At 71.5% G+C, this 17,055-nt stretch carries 16 protein-coding genes; 8 read left to right on the forward strand and 8 right to left on the reverse strand.

Annotated features, from left to right (window positions below):
* A partial coding sequence (locus AB0L71_RS31805) for a transketolase (RefSeq protein WP_365249912.1) occupies positions 1 to 1,262 on the forward strand: 1,262 nt, incomplete at its 5' end.
* 35 nt (positions 1,263 to 1,297) lie between these two features.
* Here the strand turns inward: AB0L71_RS31805 and AB0L71_RS31810 are convergent.
* Positions 1,298 to 1,702 (reverse strand): DUF5997 family protein, encoded by a 405-nt coding sequence (locus AB0L71_RS31810; protein ID WP_365249915.1) that lies wholly within the window; start codon positions 1,700 to 1,702, stop codon positions 1,298 to 1,300.
* 58 nt (positions 1,703 to 1,760) lie between these two features.
* Here AB0L71_RS31810 and AB0L71_RS31815 point away from each other — a divergent pair, with 58 nt between their 5' ends.
* Entirely contained in the window at positions 1,761 to 2,516 is a 756-nt protein-coding gene (locus AB0L71_RS31815) for a LysR substrate-binding domain-containing protein (protein WP_365249918.1), read from the forward strand.
* A 56-nt stretch (positions 2,517 to 2,572) separates the two neighbouring features.
* Here the strand turns inward: AB0L71_RS31815 and AB0L71_RS31820 are convergent, their stop codons facing one another.
* Complete coding sequence (locus tag AB0L71_RS31820) at positions 2,573 to 3,898, reverse strand: geranylgeranyl reductase family protein (RefSeq protein WP_365249921.1); 1,326 nt, start codon at positions 3,896 to 3,898, stop codon at positions 2,573 to 2,575.
* Positions 3,899 to 4,479: 581 nt separating this feature from the next.
* On the opposite strand from AB0L71_RS31820, the gene AB0L71_RS31825 reads away from it, so the two are divergent.
* Together AB0L71_RS31825 and AB0L71_RS31830 are read left to right on the forward strand one after the other, a co-directional pair.
* Positions 4,480 to 5,976: an APC family permease gene (locus tag AB0L71_RS31825; protein ID WP_365249924.1), complete on the forward strand. Its 1,497-nt coding sequence runs from the start codon at positions 4,480 to 4,482 to the stop codon at positions 5,974 to 5,976.
* 115 nt (positions 5,977 to 6,091) lie between these two features.
* A complete protein-coding gene (locus AB0L71_RS31830) occupies positions 6,092 to 7,447 on the forward strand; it encodes a dipeptidase (RefSeq protein ID WP_365249927.1) in 1,356 nt (451 codons plus the stop codon).
* A 77-nt stretch (positions 7,448 to 7,524) separates the two neighbouring features.
* Here the strand turns inward: AB0L71_RS31830 and AB0L71_RS31835 are convergent, their stop codons facing one another.
* Entirely contained in the window at positions 7,525 to 8,781 is a 1,257-nt protein-coding gene (locus AB0L71_RS31835; RefSeq protein ID WP_365250002.1) for a serine/threonine-protein kinase, read from the reverse strand.
* A gap of 379 nt (positions 8,782 to 9,160) precedes the next feature.
* Between AB0L71_RS31835 and AB0L71_RS31840 the strand changes: the two genes are divergently transcribed.
* A complete protein-coding gene (locus tag AB0L71_RS31840; RefSeq protein ID WP_365249929.1) occupies positions 9,161 to 9,808 on the forward strand; it encodes an alpha/beta hydrolase in 648 nt (215 codons plus the stop codon).
* Between the two features lie 182 nt (positions 9,809 to 9,990).
* Positions 9,991 to 11,076 (forward strand): lactonase family protein, encoded by a 1,086-nt coding sequence (locus AB0L71_RS31845; protein ID WP_365249932.1) that lies wholly within the window; start codon positions 9,991 to 9,993, stop codon positions 11,074 to 11,076.
* A gap of 101 nt (positions 11,077 to 11,177) precedes the next feature.
* Here the strand turns inward: AB0L71_RS31845 and AB0L71_RS31850 are convergent, their stop codons facing one another.
* The 4 genes from AB0L71_RS31850 to AB0L71_RS31865 all read right to left on the reverse strand — a co-directional run bounded on the left by AB0L71_RS31850 (position 11,178) and on the right by AB0L71_RS31865 (position 14,214).
* Positions 11,178 to 12,101 (reverse strand): hypothetical protein, encoded by a 924-nt coding sequence (locus tag AB0L71_RS31850; RefSeq protein ID WP_365249935.1) that lies wholly within the window; start codon positions 12,099 to 12,101, stop codon positions 11,178 to 11,180.
* Between the two features lie 80 nt (positions 12,102 to 12,181).
* A complete protein-coding gene (locus AB0L71_RS31855) occupies positions 12,182 to 13,231 on the reverse strand; it encodes a BadF/BadG/BcrA/BcrD ATPase family protein (protein ID WP_365250005.1) in 1,050 nt (349 codons plus the stop codon).
* Positions 13,232 to 13,426: 195 nt separating this feature from the next.
* Positions 13,427 to 14,005, reverse strand: a complete 579-nt coding sequence (locus AB0L71_RS31860) for a hypothetical protein (protein WP_365249937.1) — start codon at positions 14,003 to 14,005, stop codon at positions 13,427 to 13,429.
* On the reverse strand, positions 14,002 to 14,214 hold the full coding sequence (locus AB0L71_RS31865; protein ID WP_365249939.1) for a helix-turn-helix domain-containing protein: 213 nt from the start codon (positions 14,212 to 14,214) through the stop codon (positions 14,002 to 14,004). The genes AB0L71_RS31860 and AB0L71_RS31865 overlap by 4 nt, the downstream gene beginning before the upstream one ends.
* Positions 14,215 to 14,383: 169 nt before the next feature.
* On the opposite strand from AB0L71_RS31865, the gene AB0L71_RS31870 reads away from it, so the two are divergent.
* A complete protein-coding gene (locus AB0L71_RS31870) occupies positions 14,384 to 15,061 on the forward strand; it encodes a uracil-DNA glycosylase (RefSeq protein WP_365249942.1) in 678 nt (225 codons plus the stop codon).
* A 39-nt stretch (positions 15,062 to 15,100) separates the two neighbouring features.
* On the opposite strand, the gene AB0L71_RS31875 is transcribed toward AB0L71_RS31870, so the two are convergent.
* Positions 15,101 to 16,189, reverse strand: coding sequence for a sialidase family protein (locus tag AB0L71_RS31875; protein ID WP_365249945.1), 1,089 nt, complete (start codon positions 16,187 to 16,189; stop codon positions 15,101 to 15,103).
* A 318-nt stretch (positions 16,190 to 16,507) separates the two neighbouring features.
* On the opposite strand from AB0L71_RS31875, the gene AB0L71_RS31880 reads away from it, so the two are divergent.
* Positions 16,508 to 16,888, forward strand: coding sequence for a hypothetical protein (locus tag AB0L71_RS31880; RefSeq protein WP_365249948.1), 381 nt, complete (start codon positions 16,508 to 16,510; stop codon positions 16,886 to 16,888).
* Positions 16,889 to 17,055: the final 167 nt, after the last annotated feature.

Genomic DNA, 17,055 nt, shown 5'->3' on the forward strand with positions numbered 1-17,055 from the left:
GGCGCGGCGGCGCGCCCCGCTCGCCCGAGGACCTCGTCCGTCCGGTCGGCGCGGCCGGTTCCGGCGGGCCAGGCAACCGGGCCCTGGCCACCGCGGGCGACGGGCAGGCCCCCACCGTCGTCATCGCGAAGACCGTCAAGGGGCAGGGCGTCTCCGAGGTCGCGGACGCCGAGGGCTGGCACGGCAAGCCGTTGCCCGGCGACCTCGCCGCACGCGCCGTCACCGAACTGGGCGGCGTGCGCCACCTCACCGTACGAGGGCCCCGCCCGCCCGCTGCGACCCCCGCCGCGCACGCCGCCCCCGTGGAGGTGTCGCTGCCGCGTTTCGAGATCGGTGAAGCCGTCGCCACCCGAGTCGCCTTCGGCAAGGCGCTCGCCGCGATCGGCGCCCGGCCCGACATCGTGGCCCTGGACGCAGAGGTGGGCAACTCCACGCACGCGGAGGACTTCGGCAAGGCCCACCCGGAGCGGTACTTCCAGACGTACATCGCCGAACAGCAGATGATCGCCAGTGCGGTCGGCATGGCCGCGCGAGGCTACCGCCCCTACGCCACCACCTTCGCCGCCTTCCTCACCCGGGCCCACGACTTCATCCGCATGGCGGCCGTCTCGCAGATCTCCATGAGCCTGTGCGGCACCCACTGCGGTGTCGAGATCGGCGCGGACGGCCCGTCCCAGATGGGCCTGGAGGACCTCGCCATGATGCGTGCCGTCCATGGCTCCACCGTGCTCTGCCCCAGCGACGCCACCTCCGCCGCCGCCCTGACCGCCGCCATGGCCTACCTGGACGGCATCTCCTACCTCCGCACCACCCGGGGCGCCTACCCCGTCCTCTACGCCTCCGACGAGACCTTCCCCGTCGGTGGATCGAAGACCCTGCGTACGAGCGGCAGCGACCGGGTCACCCTCCTCGGGGCCGGTGTCACCGTGCACGAATGCCTGGCCGCCGCCGAGGAGTTGGCCAAGGACGACATCCCCGTCCGGGTCGTGGACCTGTACTCCGTCAAACCCCTGGACCTCGACACGATCGCCCGCGCCGCCCAGGAGACCGGAGCCCTGGTCGTCGTCGAGGACCACCACCCCGAAGGCGGCATCGGCGAGGCCGTCCTGTCCGCACTGGCCCGGCAGCGACTCGGCCCCGCATTCGTCCACCTCGCCGTGCGCAACCTGCCGGGCTCCGGAACCTCCTCCGAACTCCTCGACGCAGCCGGCATCTCACGGAGCCACATCGCCCGGACCGCGCGCGACCTGGCCGGCCGCTGAGACGCGCGGCCGGGACGAAGCCGACGAGAAAGAGGTCAGGAACGCGGGCCGCGGGCCTGATCGGCGCGTGCCGCCTTCTTCTCCTTGATGCGCACCGCTTCCTTCCGGACCTCGGCCTGCGTGGCGCGCTCCTGCCGGAGCCAGTCGGGGCTCTCCTTCTTCAGCGCCTCGATCTGCTCGGTGGTGAGGGCCTCCGTGATCCCGCCGCGGGCGAGACCCGAGATGGAGATCCCGAGCTTCGCCGCGACCACCGGACGGGGGTGCGGGCCGTTGCGCCGCAGCTCCTGCAGCCACGCGGGCGGATCGGACTGCAGCGCGTCCAGCTCGGTGCGCGAGACGACACCCTCCTGGAACTCGGTGGGGGTGGCCTGGAGGTACACACCCAGCTTCTTTGCCGCGGTCGCGGGCTTCATGGTCTGGGCGGTCTTGTGCGACGTCATGAGGTCAAGGGTATCGAGCGGGTGCACCACCTCTGACCAGGGCCGGTAACCTGGCGGCGTGACCAGCTCGGAAGAAACCCCTTCGTTCCGGCTCGCATACGTCCCGGGAGTGATGCCCACGAAGTGGGTGCGGATCTGGAACGAGCGGCTGCCCGATGTCCCGCTGACCCTCGTCGGGGTGCCGGCCGCCGAGGCGCCCGGCGCGCTGCGCGACCGGGACGCCGACGCGGGTTTCGTGCGGCTGCCCATGGACCGGACGGGTCTCAGCGCGATCCCCCTCTACACCGAGACGACCGTCGTCGTGGTCCCGAAGGACCATGCCGTGGCCGCGGTCGAGGAGGTCCAGGCCGAGGATCTCGCGGAAGAGATCGTGCTCCACCCGCTCGACGACACCCTCGCCTGGGAGCAGCTGCCGGGACGGCCCGCGATCGAGCGCCCCGCCACGACGGCGGACGCCATCGAGCTCGTGGCGGCAGGCGTGGGTGTCCTCGTCGTCCCGCAGTCGCTCGCCCGCCTGCACCACCGCAAGGACCTCACGTACCGGCCGGTGTCGGACGCCCCCCAGTCACGCGTCGCCCTGTCGTGGCCGGAGGACGCGACGACGGACCTGGTGGAGGACTTCATCGGGATCGTGCGCGGGCGGACGGTCAACAGTTCCCGGGGCCGTCCCAAGACCCCGGCCCAGCCGAAGGAGAAGCGCCCCGCGACGGGTGGTGCGCGCCGCAAGCCCGCGCCCAGGACCGCAACCGGGAAGAGCCCGCGGGGCGGTACCGGCAGCGCCAGGGGCAGCAGGCGGAAGAAGCCGCACCGGTAGATCCGGCCGGCCCGTGCCGCCCCCGCCCACTGATGCGCTGGAGGTCCGTTTCGGGTTCAGCGCCGCCGCGCCCCGGGATCCGGGACCAGACGCACGACGCCGTTGAGCAGATGGTCGATCAGGTCGTGCGAGGGCTTGTCCGTGAGGCCGGTCAGCAACCGGGCCAGCGTCCTGAGCAGGAACGGCGATCCCATGACGTAACGGTTGAGGATCGGCTGGAAGCCCGAACGGCTGAAGACGAGATCGGCCGCCGTGTTGCCGAGACGGTAGTACCGCCCCCAGCGGCGGTTCATCTCGACGGGGTAGCCGTGCAGCACCCGTTCCCTGCCGGGCCCGCGGGGCAGTGCGAGCGCGAGTGCGGCGGTCTCGGCCGCGACCTCGCCGGCTTCCATGGCCTCGCCGATGCCCTCGCCGTTCCAGGGACTGATCATGCCTCCGGAATCGCCGACGAGGAGCAGCCCGCGGGTGTACAGCGGGTGACGGTTGAAGCCCAGAGGGAGGGCCGCGCTCCGCACCGGGCCCTCCGCGTTCTCCTCGCTCAGCCCCCAGGCCTGCGGGGTGCGGGCCAGCCACTCGTCCAGCGCGGCCCGCAGGTCCGCCTTGCCGTGCCTGCGGTGCGGCAGCGCACCCAGACCGACGTTGACGCGGCCGTCGCCCATCGGGAAGATCCAGCCGTATCCCGGCAGGTAATGCCTGCTCCCGGGGAAGCGGAGGTCGGCCCAGAGCTCCAGGTACTCCTCCTGGGAACGCTCCGGGCTGCGGTAGTACCGGCGCGCGGCCGTCGCGATCTGCCTGCTCCGGTCCCGTTGCAGGCCCATGGCGAGCGCCAGGCGGGCGGAGGCGCCGTCGGCGGCGATCACGATCGGTGCGTGGAAGGACAGGGACTCCTTCGTGTCGGTCGTGGCGTCGACTCCGGTGATACGGCCGACACGGTCGGTCAGGGGCCGGGTCACCTTCACGCCGCTGCGCAGCCGGGCCCCGGCGGCGACGGCATGCCGGGCCAGGATGTCGTCGAAGTCGTGCCGGCTGCGCGCGAGCCCGAAGTCCGGGTACCGCCCGAGCGCGGGCCAGTCGATGAGCACCTGGCGGTCCCCGGCCACCCAGCGCATCCCGCGGGAACGCGTCCATCCCGGAGCCTTGATGTCGACGCCCATCCTGATGAGCTGATGCACCGCGCGTGGCGTCAGGCCGTCCCCGCACACCTTCTCCCGGGGGAAGCGGGACTTCTCCAGGAGCAGGACATCGACGCCCGATCTGGCGAGATGGAAGGCAGCGGCCGAACCCGCCGGACCCGCCCCCACCACGATCACCTGGGCTTCCTCGTCCACGCCGGGACCGGACCGGTCGTCCGGCTCGGCCCTCTCTGGCGTCGTCTCCCGCATCAAGAACCCCTTCCTGCTCCTGGGTCGGCCGGTGCCGTACCGAGAACGGCAGCCCTGCGCCTCATCATCGATCAGGACCACCGCCCGCGGAACCCGGCCTGACCGTCGTCCATCGGGCTGATGCCACGTCAATCCGGTCGTGAAGAGGTCGTTTCGCGGAATCCGGCGCCGTGAAACACCCCGCCCGACGACGGATCACAGGCAGGAACGGACTTCCGAGGACCGGCGGCGGCGCTTCAGGGCGGCAGCGGGCGGCCGTGATCCCGGACCTCCACAGTTCGACGTGCGGAACGTCTGAAACTATGACAATTTACCCTTGCTGGGCAGCCGCTCAGGTGAAGGGACACTCTGATGGACCGTCGTCCGGCGTCGCATGCGTACCCCCTGGGCTCCGATTCTCCCGGGCGGTCGGCGGTGCGCTCGCCCGGGCCGACGCCGGACCAGGAAGGCGAGCGGAGCCGCCCGGGGCTCGTGAGGACCGGGGCCGGGAACGCCGCCCGGCCCGTCCCGTGCTCCGCAACCCGAGGCCCGTCAACAGTTCAGTCCGGCAGGCACGGTACTGCCGCTGCAAGGAGCGCCGTATGAGCACCATGGACGTCCCCTCGGACGCACAGTCGGAGTCCTCCGCACCGCAACCACGGTCCAGGAAAGCGGCGGTGCCGGGGATGACCTGGGCCACGCTTGCCCTGATGACCACCGCATCGGTGGCGAGCCTGCGGGCCGCTCCGGCGATGGCCGTGTACGGCCTGGCCTGTGTCTTCCTCTACCTCATACCGGCGATCGTGTTCCTGTTGCCGACGGCGCTCGTTTCCGCCGAGCTGGCGTCGGGATGGAGCGGCGGCGTCTACCGATGGGTGAGCGAGGGGCTGTCCAAACCGCTCGGATTCCTCGCCGTGTGGTGCCAGTTCGCGATGACGATCTTCTACTACCCGAGCCTGCTCGCGTACGTCGCCAGCACCATCGCCTATGTCATCGACCCGAGCCTGGCCTCCAACGGCCTCTACACCGCGATCGTGATCATGGTGCTGTACTGGACCGGGGTCTGGGCCTCGTCCCGCGGCACGAAGGCCGTCGCCGGGCTCTCGTCCGCGGGGCTGATCATCGGGACGCTGATTCCCGGCACCATCCTGGTGGTCCTCGGACTCGTCTTCCTCGGCCAGGGCAACAGCACCGCCGCCCCCATGACCGGCAGTCATCTGCTTCCCCAGTGGACGGGGCTGGCCAGCCTCGTCCTGATCGTCAACAACTTCCTCAGCTACTCCGGCATGGAGATGAACGCCGTTCACGTCTCGTCGCTGAAGAACCCGGCCAAGGAGTACCCGCGGTCGATGTTCCTCGCCATGGGACTGGTGCTGATGATCTTCATCCTGCCCGCCCTCGCCATCAGCTGGGTCGTCCCGAGCGGTCAACTCAGCCTCACCGCAGGTGTGATGCAGGCATTCGACGCGTTCTTCTCGCACTTCCACATCGGCTGGCTCACTCCGGTCGTGGCCATCGCTCTGGTCGCGGCGGCGCTCGGCGGCATGATCACCTGGCTGGCCGGGCCGTCCAAGGGCCTGCTGATGATCTCCCGGGAGGAGGGCTACCTGCCGCCCTTCCTCCAGAAGCTCAACAAGAACGGCATCCAGCAGAACATCCTCGTCACCCAGGGCATCGTGACCACCGTCATCGCCCTCCTGTACGCGCTGATCCCCGATGTCTCCAGCGCCTACTGGATCTTCTCCGTGATCACCACGCAGGTCTATCTCATCGTGTACCTGCTGATGTTCGCCGCCGCGATCCGCCTGCGCAGGACCCGGCCCGATCATCCGCGAGGCTACCGTGCCCCCGCGCTCGTACCCCTGTGCGTCCTGGGTCTGCTCGCCTCTCTCGCCGCGCTGGGCATCGGCTTCGTGCCCTCGTCCCAGTTCGGTGGCGGCAGCGTCTGGGCCTACATCGCTCTGGTCGGCGGCGGGCTCGTCCTGCTCGGCCTGATCATCCCGTACCTGTTCCTCAAGCTCCGCAAGCCGGAGTGGCGCACCTCGGTCGACGACCCGGCCGCCGGCCGGACCGGCACGACCGCGGCGGACGGCGCATGAACCCGGCCCACCCGAAGCGTCCAGGCGGACCCGGGGCGAATCCGGGACCGGAAGCCCGTCCGCGCACACCGGCACCCTCGAACGCCGAAGCCCCGACGTACTGGAGGCATGCACGATGAGCGAGCACGACCTGGCGGACCGGATCGCAGCCCTGATGCCGCGCGCCAAGGCGGATCTCACCGAACTGGTCTCGATTCCCTCCGTCGCCGACCCTCGCCAGTACCCGCCCGAGGAGTGCCGGAGGGCGGCCCAGTGGGTCGCCGACGCCTTCAGTGCAGTGGGGCTGCGCGATGTACGCCTCGTCGGCACACCGGACGGCAGCCTCGCGGTGCTCGGCCACCGACCGCCGCCGCCCGGAGCCCCGACCGTGCTGCTGTACTGCCACTACGACGTGCAACCGCCGCTCGACGACGACGCCTGGACCTCGCCGCCCTTCAGCCTGACCGAGCGGGACGGCCGGTGGTACGGGCGCGGCGCCGCGGACTGCAAGGGCAACATCGTCATGCACCTCACCGCACTGAGAGCCCTCGGCGACGACCTTCCGGTGGGGCTGAGGTTCGTCGCGGAGGGGTCGGAGGAGCAGGGCACCGGAGGTCTGGAGGCGTACGTCGGCCAGCACCACGAAGAGTTCGCGGCCGACGCCCTGTTGATCTGCGACACGGGTAACGCCGCCGTGGGACAGCCGACCGTGACCACGTCCCTGCGGGGTCTGGCCGACGTCGTCGTGACCGTGTCGACGCTCAAGGGTGCGGTGCACTCGGGGATGTTCGGTGGACCGGCGCCCGACGCCCTCGCCGCCCTCATCCAGCTCCTGTCCACCCTGCGGGACCCGGGCGGCGGCACCCGCATCGACGGGCTGGACTCCACCGGGACCTGGTCCGGTGCGGCCTATGACGAGGAGCAGTTCCGGAGCGACGCCGAGGTGCTGGACGGCGTCGCGCTCACCGGATCCGGTACGGTCGCGGACCGGCTCTGGGCCCGCCCCGCCGTCACCGTCCTCGGCATCGACTGCCCGCCGGTCGTCGGGTCCTCCGCCGCCGTTCAGGCCACCGCACGGGCCAGGGTCAGCCTCCGCGTACCTCCGGGCACGGACGCGGACGCCGCCCTGGGCGCGCTGACGGCCCATCTGGAGAACGCCGTTCCCTGGGGTGCACATGTCTCGGTCGAACCCGGAGGGACCGGCTCGCCCTTCCGGGCCGCCACCGATGGTCCGGCCTATGCGGCCCTCGGCGCGGCGATGGCCGAGGTCTACGGGAAGCCGATGACCGCCCTCGGGCAGGGCGGCTCCATCCCGCTGTGCAATGTGCTCACCGGCGCCTTCCCCGACGCCGAGATCATCCTGATGGGAGTGGAGGAGCCGCAGTGCCTCATCCACGCACCGAACGAAAGCGTCGATCCCGCCGAGATCCAGCACATGGCTCACGCCGAGGCCTTGTTCCTGCGCCGGTACGCCTCCGCACAGCGGGGCTGAACCCGATGTGAACCCGGGCCGCCCTCGGGGACGGCGTGCTCCGGGAAAGGGCCGTGGGCGGGGGACCGGAGCGCGCCTCAGTCCTCGTCGTCGTCGCCCTCGCCGTCCTGTACCGGCTGGTTCTGTGTCGGCTGTTCCTGAGCCGACTGGTCGGGGGCCGGTGACTCGGGCCCGACGCTGGCGGTGGAGCCGGTGTCCGGGGTGCCGGCCGGGCTGGAGCCCGAGGAGAACAGGTTCATTCCCGCATAGACGGCCGCGATGAAGACGACCGTACCGGCAATGGCGCTGGCCACACGGGGCCGACGCCGGATCGCTTCACGGGCGCCGGTTCGCCGGCGGGCGGACACCGTCCCGGAGCGCTCGGCCGGACGCCGACGGCTGGACACCGTCCCGGAGTGCTCGGCCGGACGCCGACGGCGGCCGCCGGCCTGGGGCAGCCGATACGTGGTCAGGCCTTCGGCCTGCTGAGCGGCGGAGCCCACCGGGGCAGGGGTCGGTGCGGGGGCCGGCGTCGGAGGGGCGCCTGGCCCGGCCGGGGCGGATCCCGGGGTGTACAGGGGCAGAGGCTCCGGCCGGCCCCGCCACGCGTCGCTCTGGAACCAGTCGGCGACCTGCTGGGCGCTGGGCCGCTCCTCCGGCTGCTTCGCGAGCAGCCCCAGCAGATAGGAGTCGAAGGCAGGGGACAGGTCGACCCCCCGCTGCGCGAGGGGCAGGGGAGCCGTGTCGACATGCTGATAGAGCGTCGCCGTCGCGGTGTCCGAGCGGAATGGCGGTTCACCCAGGAGGAGTTGATAGATGACGCAGCCGAGGGAGTAGATGTCGGACGCCGCACCTGCGGTACGGCCCAGGGCGCGCTCCGGGGCGAGATAGAGACTGGTGCCGACGATCTGCCCCGTCGTGGTCAGGGCGGCGGAAGGGTCGTCGACGAACTGGGCGATGCCGAAGTCGCCTATCTTGACGGTCCCTTCGGCGTCCAGCATCAGGTTCCCCGGCTTGATGTCGCGGTGCACGATGCCCTGCCGGTGGGCGGCGGCGAGCCCCGCGGCCGCCTGCCCCGCGATCCGGGCAACCTGCTCGGCGCCGAGCCGTTCCTCCGCCGCGAGCAGATCGCCCAGACTTCTGCCCTCGACGAGTTCCATCACGAGAAAGAGGCGGTCCTCCCAGGCCCCGAAGTCGAACACGGCCACCAGATGAGGGTGGCTCAGGCGGGCAGCGGTCTGTGCCTCCAGACGGAACCGGGCGGTGGCGGAATCGTCCGCATGGCCACCGAGCAGCAGCTTCACGGCCACGGCCCTGCCGAGCACTTCGTCGGAGGCGCGCCACACCTCACCCATGCCGCCGCGGCCGATGGGGGACAACAAGCGGTACCGACCAGCTACCAGCACCTGTGCACCAATCTCGAACTGTGGACCGCTTCGAATGCCACGGCGGCGCCCCGACCTCGATCGAGGCGGGGTGGGGAATGCGCGGCATGATCAGGATATCGGGCCCCCGGACCCCAACGGCACGGCCCCACTGCCGTCGAGAACTCCGTCAGCAGCCCTGCCGGACGAATCCGGCAGATCACGGCCCCGGCGGTTCCCGCCTCGTACCCGTAGTCCCGCAGAGCTACGCAGTGGTTCACACCCCGGTGGGACGCCAACCACGCGACCTCCTTCGTAGCTTCTGTACCCGATGCGATACAGCCATCCGGTACGGAAGAAACGACCCGTCATGTCGACCCGCCCACGCAGAAACGGCCTGTTCCGCGGCCTGTTTGCCGCGCTGGTGACCGCCACGGTGGCCGTGCCGACGGCGGCAGCGGCCGGCCCCGCGGGCGTCCCGGCTCCGGCACCGCCCCTCCAGGGCCCGCTGCGTACCGCCGCGCCCGAAGCCCTTGCCGAGCGGTACGCCGCGACCCGTGCGGACATCGTCGCCGCCGAGCACACCGCCGTCGGTCACGGCGACCGGAAGCGGGCAGCCGCACTGCACACCATGGCCGGCCCCGCACGTCGCTTCCTCTTCTTCGACGGCCGTGACGGAGGCCGCGGCATCGAGGTCTTCGGCGACCTGGCCCATGCCGAACGGATCGCCGTACTGGTGCCCGGAGCGGGCATCGACATCGACCACTACGGGCGACTTCTCGACGGTGCGCGCGCACTCCACGGCGCGCTGGGCCGGAGGTCGGCCGTCATCGCCTGGCTCGGATACGCAACACCGACGATGCCGGGGCCGCCCTCGCCGACCTCCGGACGTGCCGAGAAAGCTGCTCCCCAACTTCGGCGTTTCACACCAGAGTTGACGAGGATCAGACCGACGGACCGGAGCAAGGTCGTTCACGCAAGCCGGCCGGCCGGTATGAGGACCGCGCCGTGTACCTGAGGCGCCGCCCGCGGCGCTCCGGCCCGGTCGGCGGGGTGATCGGCGACCCGTCGGCCCGCGCCCCGGCAGGGCGGACCGGCGTCCGGGGCCTTGGCCCGGACCGCGACGGACCGGCTGCTACGGTCACCCCGGAAGATCGCGACGCATGACCGACCACGACCGGTCGGCGAGAGGGGCAGTGCGTGACGAGCAGCGCAGTCGGTAGGGAAAGCGGCGCAGGACGGGCGTTCATCGGGTCGTTCACCTCGTCGGGCGGACGGGGAATCACCGCTGCCGCGGTGGAACGGGAAACCGGGGCGCTGACCGTCCTCGGTTCGACGGACGCTGTTCCCGACCCCTCGTACCTGGTCCTCGGACAGGGGCCGGGACCGGGCGGCCGAGCACTCTACGCGGTCAGCGAGACCGAGCACGGTGCGACCGCCGCATTCGACATCACCGGCGACGTGCCGCAGCCGATCGGTGAACTCCGGCCGGTGGAAGGCAGCGCACCGACCCATCTCGCGCTCACCGGAGGCCATCTGCTCACCGCAAATTACGGCTCCGGCAGCGTCACCGCCGTGGCCGTACGGGAGGACGGTTCACTGGGGCCCGTCACCTCCGTGCTCCGGCACGAGGGCAGCGGTCCGGACACCGACCGTCAGCGTGGCCCGCACGCCCATCAGGTGCTGCCGGACCCGTCCGGGAACTGGGTGCTCAGCGTGGATCTCGGAACCGACTCCGTGCGGATCTGCACACTCGACACGGCCACCGGAGCCCTGCGACTGCACGGTGAAACGGCCCTGCCCCCGGGATCCGGACCGCGCCATCTCGCATTCCACCCCGCGGGCGGCCACGCCTATGTACTCAACGAACTCGAACCCACCGTCACCGTATGCCGATGGGACGCCACCACAGGTGTCCTGGAGCCGACCGGGGGGACGGCGGTGCTGCCCGGGGGGCCGTCGGCCGACGCGGAACCGGCGACCTATCCCTCCGAAGTGGTCGTCTCGCACGACGGACGGTTCCTCTGGACCGCCAACCGGGGGCACGACAGCATCTCCGTTCTCGCGCTCGAAGCCGCGGGCGGGAGGGCGGTCCTGGTCACGACCGTGGACTGCGGCGGCCACTGGCCGCGCGACCTCGCGCTCGACCCCACCGGCCGGTGGTTGTACGCGGCCAACGAACGGTCCGGCGACGTGACTTGGTTCGCCGTCGACCCGGCGACCGGTATTCCGCGCCGGGCCGGCTCACTCCAGGCTCCGGCCGCGTCCTGCGTGATCTTCGCCTGACGGAACGTCCGGAACAGCCGAGATCGCCGGGCGGAGCCGGAAAAGTCCAGCCCGCCCGGCGACCGGTGTCACCCCTGCGGCCGGGTGCGCCCGACAACGGGTCAGTGTGCCTGGGCTCCCTGCGGAGCCGTCGGCGTGATTCCGAGCGTCGTCATGTACATCGAGAGCACGAGCCTGCCGATCGCCGGATACGCGCCGAGCGGCTCGGCCGTCGCGCAGCCCGCCTCCTTCGCCGCCGCGTCCAGCAGCCCCTCGGCCACCTCGGGGCCGACGAGGTACGGTGCCAGCGCGAGCTGCGCCGAACCGGATCCCGTGAGCTGCTCGGCGACCGATGCGACGGAACCCTCGATGTCGAGCGCGGCGGCCATCACCGGTACCGCGAGCCGAGCGGCCAGCAGCATGCCGGTGATACCGGCGGCCTGCACGGCCTCCTCGCCGCCCACGGTGGCCAGCACGATTCCGTCGGCGGCCGTCGCCACCGTGAACAGCCTGGCACGGTCGGCGCGGGCCAGACCGGCCTCGGACAGGCGGACGTGCAGCGCCTCGGCGAGCAGCGGGTGCGGGCCCAGCACATCGGCCAGCTCGACCTGGGTCCCGCTGTCCATCACCGCCTGCCGTATCTGCCGGATCAGGGAACTGTCCGGTCCCGCGAGCAGCGGCACCACGACAGCGGACGGTCCCTCGGGCCCGGCGACCTCGTGTCCCGCCGCCCGCGCCTGCTCGAAGTGCGCGATGCGCTCGGCGGCGTTGTGGGCGAGCACGGACGAGAGCTTGGGGTACTCGTCGTCGTCGCCGTCGAGATAGCCGATCCGGGCATGGAGACCGGGCAGCTCGGAACGGGCGATGCTGATCACCTCTTCGGCCAGACTGCGCGTGGCCGAAGAGGGAGGACCGGGAACGGCGAGAACGAGCGCAGCTGCGCCCTCGGGTGCGACCACGGGCTCCGGGCGGCGGTGCCGTCCGGACTGGCGAGGTCGCGGCATTCGTACAGGCAGGCCGGAAGCGGGCCCAGTGGGGGTGCTCATGGCGCCGCATGCTACTGGTTTTGGGTACCCCTCCGTTCGGGGAGGGCCCAGTCGGGCGTTATCTGTCCGCATTTATCCGATCAGGGGCTCAACGGTTGACCGTCGTGCTCCGGTGCCGCCTGTTCGGGCTTCTCTCCGACGCTGCGGCCAGGCACGCTGAGGAGAGTCGGATGGAGGGGCAGCCGCAGGTCACCGGCGGCCACCGCCCGGGCGATGGACAGCGCACCGGTCAACGGATCACCCGAAACGGGTACCGTCCGCGCCTGCGGGACCTGGCGGGACAGTTCCTCGCGCAGCGGCACCAGGAGCGGATCGCCCATCCGGAACAAACCGCCCGTCAGGGCCACTTCGCAGGGCTGTCCGGCGGGCCCGGTTCTCGGGCACACCGCCGCGGCCGACTCCGCGATGTGTCCGGCCGCCTCGCGCAGAATGCCCGCCGCGACCGGATCATCTCCGGCGCACGCGGCGACCTCGGGCGCGAAGGAGGCCAGCACGGCAGGCCGGTCGGTACGCGGGTACAGCAGTCCCGGCAGCTCCTGCGGCGACCCGAACACCGCCTCCAGCCGCTCCAGCAGTGCGCGGGATCCGCCGCGCCGCCCGTCGTGGGCGCGCATGGCCGCATCGAGACCCGCCCGCCCGATCCAGGCGCCGCCACCGCTGTCGCCCAGCAGATGGCCCCAGCCGTCGGCCCGCCGCCAGCTCTTCAGATCCGTACCCAGGGCGATCAGGCCCGTACCACCCGCGACGACTGCTCCGGGGTGCTGACCGAGCGCGCCCGCGTAGGCGGTCACCGCATCGGCGGCCAGAGCCAGCAGACGCACCCCGAGCGCACGCTCCAGGGCCGAGGGCAGCTCGGCGCGCAGCTGTCCGCCCAGCGTCGCCATGCCGGCGGCACCGATCGCCACGGCCACGATCCGGGCGGCGTCCGGGCCGGCGTGCTGCTCCAGCAACCGGTGGGCAGCGGGCAGCAGTTGCTCCAGCAGGTGCCCCGCGTCGATCCCCGCAGGCCCGGTGCGGACCGGCTCGGCGCAGACCGCGGTGTTCACCGGGCCGGACGCGCCGACGGTGCCGAGCGCCACCCGCAGTCCGGAGCCCCCCGAGTCGACACCGAGCACGAACGGCCCCGGCACACGCGGCGCCCCGGCCGGTGCGTCCGTCTCCGCAACGGACCCGGTCCCCGCAGTCACGAGAGCCCCCATGGGACGCGACGAACACTGCTGCCTTCCGGCGAACGACTGCGTGACCTCATGGACCGACTCTAATAGGAAGAGGTGATGAAGAGGAATGCCGACCGCAGCGTCTCTGATCAGCTTAGTGATCGCATGTCAGACGTGGTGTCTGGTGCGGGTGGTGCCCATCGTGGTGGGGTGGCGTGGGCGTGCAGGTGGAAGCCTGCGCCCAGTGCGGCCCCTCGTGGCGTGTGCCGGTCGGTGGGTGTGCTGATCGTTGTCGCGCCCTGGTGCCGGTGGGCTGCGCGGGGCAGCCGGTGCCGGTCCGTGTGAGCGTGTCCCTCCGGACGCTTGCCCGCCGGGCCCGGGGGGCTGGTGGGGGAGGGTGCCCTGCGTCTGCACCATCCGCACGATCCGGTCATTGACCCTGACCCCGTCCGGGGCGGTCACGGTCCAGCCCAGACGGCGCAGCGCCATCCACGCGTTCGACGGCAGCTTCCGCCCACCGCCGTCCTCACCGGACGCCAAGAGGTCCACGTCGGCGGTGTTCCAGTGTTCGCCCAGCAGGGCGTTGGTCATGCCGGAGACCAGGTCCACGCACCAGCCCACCCGTTCGGCCAGCACGGCAGCGCTCAGGAGTTCACCGGTCTCCTCATCCACCCCGGTCCGCAACAGGCCGCGCGCACACGCGGTACGGGAGGTCTCGCCGTCCCCCAATGGCAGCCTGCCCCTCACGCGAACCGCCCACCACGGCCCAACAGGCGCGTCTCCGTGAGCAACATCGAGTCGCTGCCGCGCTTCATGTGCTCCACATCGACCGAGGAGAACCGGCGCTCACGGCCGATCCGGACAAACGGGATCTTGCCATCGATACCCCACTGACGAGGCGTTACCGGACGAATACCCAGACACTTCGCAGCCTTGGATAAACGCAGCAAATCCATGCACGCGACTGTGCATCACCAACGCTAGGGCTGACTAACGAAGTTGGTGAGCCTATCCCGAATGCGGACCGGGGATCCGGGGCGGGGAACCGGACCCGGGGCCAGGGTGGGGGAGGCCGGCACCGCGGCCGGAGGAACGAGCTCCACTGCGCCGGTAGAGTGACGCCCCGTGGCACCACGACCCTTGAACGAAGTAGTCGAGCCCGGATGGGCCGAGGCACTGGCACCCGTCGCCGGACGCGTCGCCGCGATGGGCGATTTCCTCCGTGCGGAGGTCGCCGCCGGCCGGACCTACCTGCCGTCCGGCGCCAACGTACTGCGCGCATTCCAGCAACCCTTCGACGACGTACGGGTACTGATCGTCGGTCAGGATCCCTACCCGACGCCCGGGATGGCCGTGGGGCTGAGCTTCTCCGTGGCTCCCGAGGTGCGCCAACTGCCCGGCAGCCTGGAGAACATCTTCCGGGAGCTGCACACGGACCTGGGGCTTCCGCGACCGTCCAGCGGCGATCTGACGCCCTGGACGCGACAGGGGGTACTGCTGTTGAACAGGGCGCTCACCACGGCCCCCCGTAAACCGGGCGCGCACCGTGGAAAGGGCTGGGAGGAAGTGACCGAGCAGGCCATCCGTGCCCTGGCCGCGCGCGGCAAGCCGCTGGTGTCCGTGCTGTGGGGGCGCGACGCCCGTAATCTGCGGCCGTTCCTCGACGGTTTCCCGGCGATCGAGTCCGCGCATCCGTCGCCCATGTCGGCGGACCGCGGTTTCTTCGGCTCGCGCCCGTTCAGCCGTACCAACGAACTCCTGCTCCGCCAGGGGGCGCAGCCGGTGGACTGGCAGCTGCCCTAGGGTCTCTCGTCCGGAGCGATGCCGGGCGTTCGCCGGAGGTCACGGGCCGATGACCGCCGCTCGGACGCAGAGGACGTCCGGCAGATGCGAGGCGAGCTGCTGCCAGCTGTCCCCGTCGTCCGCGCTCGCGTACACCTCGCCGTTGCGATTGCCGAAGTACACGCCGGCCGGGTCGGCGTCGTCCGTGCAGAGCGCGTCGCGGAGCACCGTGCCGTAATGCGCCTCCTGGGGCAGTCCTGCCGACAACGGCTCCCAGGTGGCGCCGGCGTCGGGGGTGCGGAAGACCCGGCAGCGATGGTCGGCGGGCACCCGGTCGCCGTCGGCATTGATCGGGAAGACGTAGGCCGTGTCGGCGCGGTGCGGGTGCGTGGCTGCGGCGAAACCGAAATCGGAAGGCAGCCCCGCGCCGATGTCCGTCCAGTTGTCCCCGCAGTCGTCGCTGCGGAACACCCCCCAGTGGTTCTGGAGATAGAGCCGGTCGGGCTCGACGGAGTCCCGCGCCACCTTGTGGACGCACTGACCGAACTCCGGATTCGGGTCGGGCAGGAAGACCGCCGACACCCCGTGGTTCGACGGAGCCCAGCTCGCGCCGCCGTCCTTGGTCCGGAACACCCCGGCGGTCGAGACCGCGACCGTCACGGACCGGGCATCTCTCGGGTCCGTGAGGATGGTGTGCAGACCCTCACCGCCCCCGCCCGGTACCCATTGCCCACGCGTCGGGTGTTCCCACAGCGGGCGGACCAGTTCGAAGGACACACCCCCGTCCTCGGAGCGGAACAGCGCGGCCGGCTCCGTGCCCGCGTACACGACGTCCGGGGCCTCGGGTCCCGCCGGGTGCAGCTGCCAGACCCGCTCCAGCGATGCCCCGGTGAACTGCGGGAACTGCACGGCCGGTTGCTTCGGCTCGGCCCAACTCCTGCCCAGGTCGTCGGAGCGGAGGACCGACGGACCCCAGTGCGCACTGTCCCCGCCGACCAGCAGCCGGGGGACCTTCCGGCGGGTGTCGATGGCGATCGAGTAGATCGCCTGGGATGTGAAGTGGGGGCCTTCGAACTCCCAGACACCGCCGCTTCTGCGGCCGAGGAAGAGTCCCTTGCGGGTGCCCACGGTGAGCAGTACGTCGGTCATGACCGAACCTCCCGAAACGCCGTTGTGTCGGACAGGTGCCAGTCTGCACCCCGGCACTGACAGTGAGCCGCACGGCGGCCCGGGACACTCCGTCCCTGGCCAGTCGCCCCGCATCACATCGGACCACGTCCACCACAGCGGTTCGGTGCACCGGAGCGGGCGGTCCGGAGCCCGTGTGCTGAAATCTGGATGGTCGGCCCGTGGCGCTGCGGAAGCCGGCCGTCGACCCCGGCGGCCCCGGGGCCGGCCGCCCGGGTCCGCCGGAGAACCTCCGGCCGCGCCGAGCCGAAGGGCGTCCGAGCAAGGGAGAACAGAGCGATGGAGCATCCGATCGAGGACCGCGACGGCCACCTCGCGACGCTGGAGGTGGCCCCCGTCGGGGCGGGCGTCGAGATCCGGGGCACGGCACCGTCGGGCGGGCTCACCGTGACCTGTGCCCCTGCCAGGGCACGCGAACTGGCAGCGGCTCTTGTCCGCGCGGCGGACGAGGTCGAGAGCAGGCTGTCTGCGGATCCCGTGACCGTCAAGGCGCGCGAACTGCGCCGGGGGGACGTACGGGACGGCGACCGGGCCATGACGGTGGCGGACGTCCGGATCGACGGCGCCACCGCGCATGTCACCTGGAAGTCGGACGCCGGACGCAACTGGACCCAGGGCTACGACGCGGACGCCGACATCGCGCTGAGGCGTCGCGGATAGCCCGGGTCCGGGGACGAACGCGTCCGAACCGCCACCCTGCGGACTTGGCCGTCACTGCCGCCGGGCTCGGAAGAGCATGCCCCGAAGGAGCGCGGTGATTTCACGGCGGGCCCCCTCTGCCCGTCCGCTCGGCAGCAGGCCCGGTTCACGGATGCCGCTTTCCTTGA

It is taken from the genome of Streptomyces sp. NPDC052052 (assembly GCF_040680455.1).
GTDB lineage: Bacteria > Actinomycetota > Actinomycetes > Streptomycetales > Streptomycetaceae > Streptomyces.

Excerpts from the sequence above, each read along its gene's own strand:
- AB0L71_RS31810 (WP_365249915.1), bottom strand. The coding sequence starts at position 1,702 with ATGACGTCGCACAAGACCGCCCAGACCATGAAGCCCGCGACCGCGGCA.
- AB0L71_RS31820 (WP_365249921.1), bottom strand. The coding sequence starts at position 3,898 with ATGCGGGAGACGACGCCAGAGAGGGCCGAGCCGGACGACCGGTCCGGT.
- AB0L71_RS31825 (WP_365249924.1), top strand. The coding sequence starts at position 4,480 with ATGAGCACCATGGACGTCCCCTCGGACGCACAGTCGGAGTCCTCCGCA.
- AB0L71_RS31830 (WP_365249927.1), top strand. The coding sequence starts at position 6,092 with ATGAGCGAGCACGACCTGGCGGACCGGATCGCAGCCCTGATGCCGCGC.
- AB0L71_RS31835 (WP_365250002.1), bottom strand. The coding sequence starts at position 8,781 with ATGGGTGAGGTGTGGCGCGCCTCCGACGAAGTGCTCGGCAGGGCCGTG.
- AB0L71_RS31840 (WP_365249929.1), top strand. The coding sequence starts at position 9,161 with ATGTCGACCCGCCCACGCAGAAACGGCCTGTTCCGCGGCCTGTTTGCC.
- AB0L71_RS31850 (WP_365249935.1), bottom strand. The coding sequence starts at position 12,101 with ATGAGCACCCCCACTGGGCCCGCTTCCGGCCTGCCTGTACGAATGCCG.
- AB0L71_RS31865 (WP_365249939.1), bottom strand. The coding sequence starts at position 14,214 with ATGGATTTGCTGCGTTTATCCAAGGCTGCGAAGTGTCTGGGTATTCGT.
- AB0L71_RS31875 (WP_365249945.1), bottom strand. The coding sequence starts at position 16,189 with ATGACCGACGTACTGCTCACCGTGGGCACCCGCAAGGGACTCTTCCTC.
- AB0L71_RS31880 (WP_365249948.1), top strand. The coding sequence starts at position 16,508 with ATGGAGCATCCGATCGAGGACCGCGACGGCCACCTCGCGACGCTGGAG.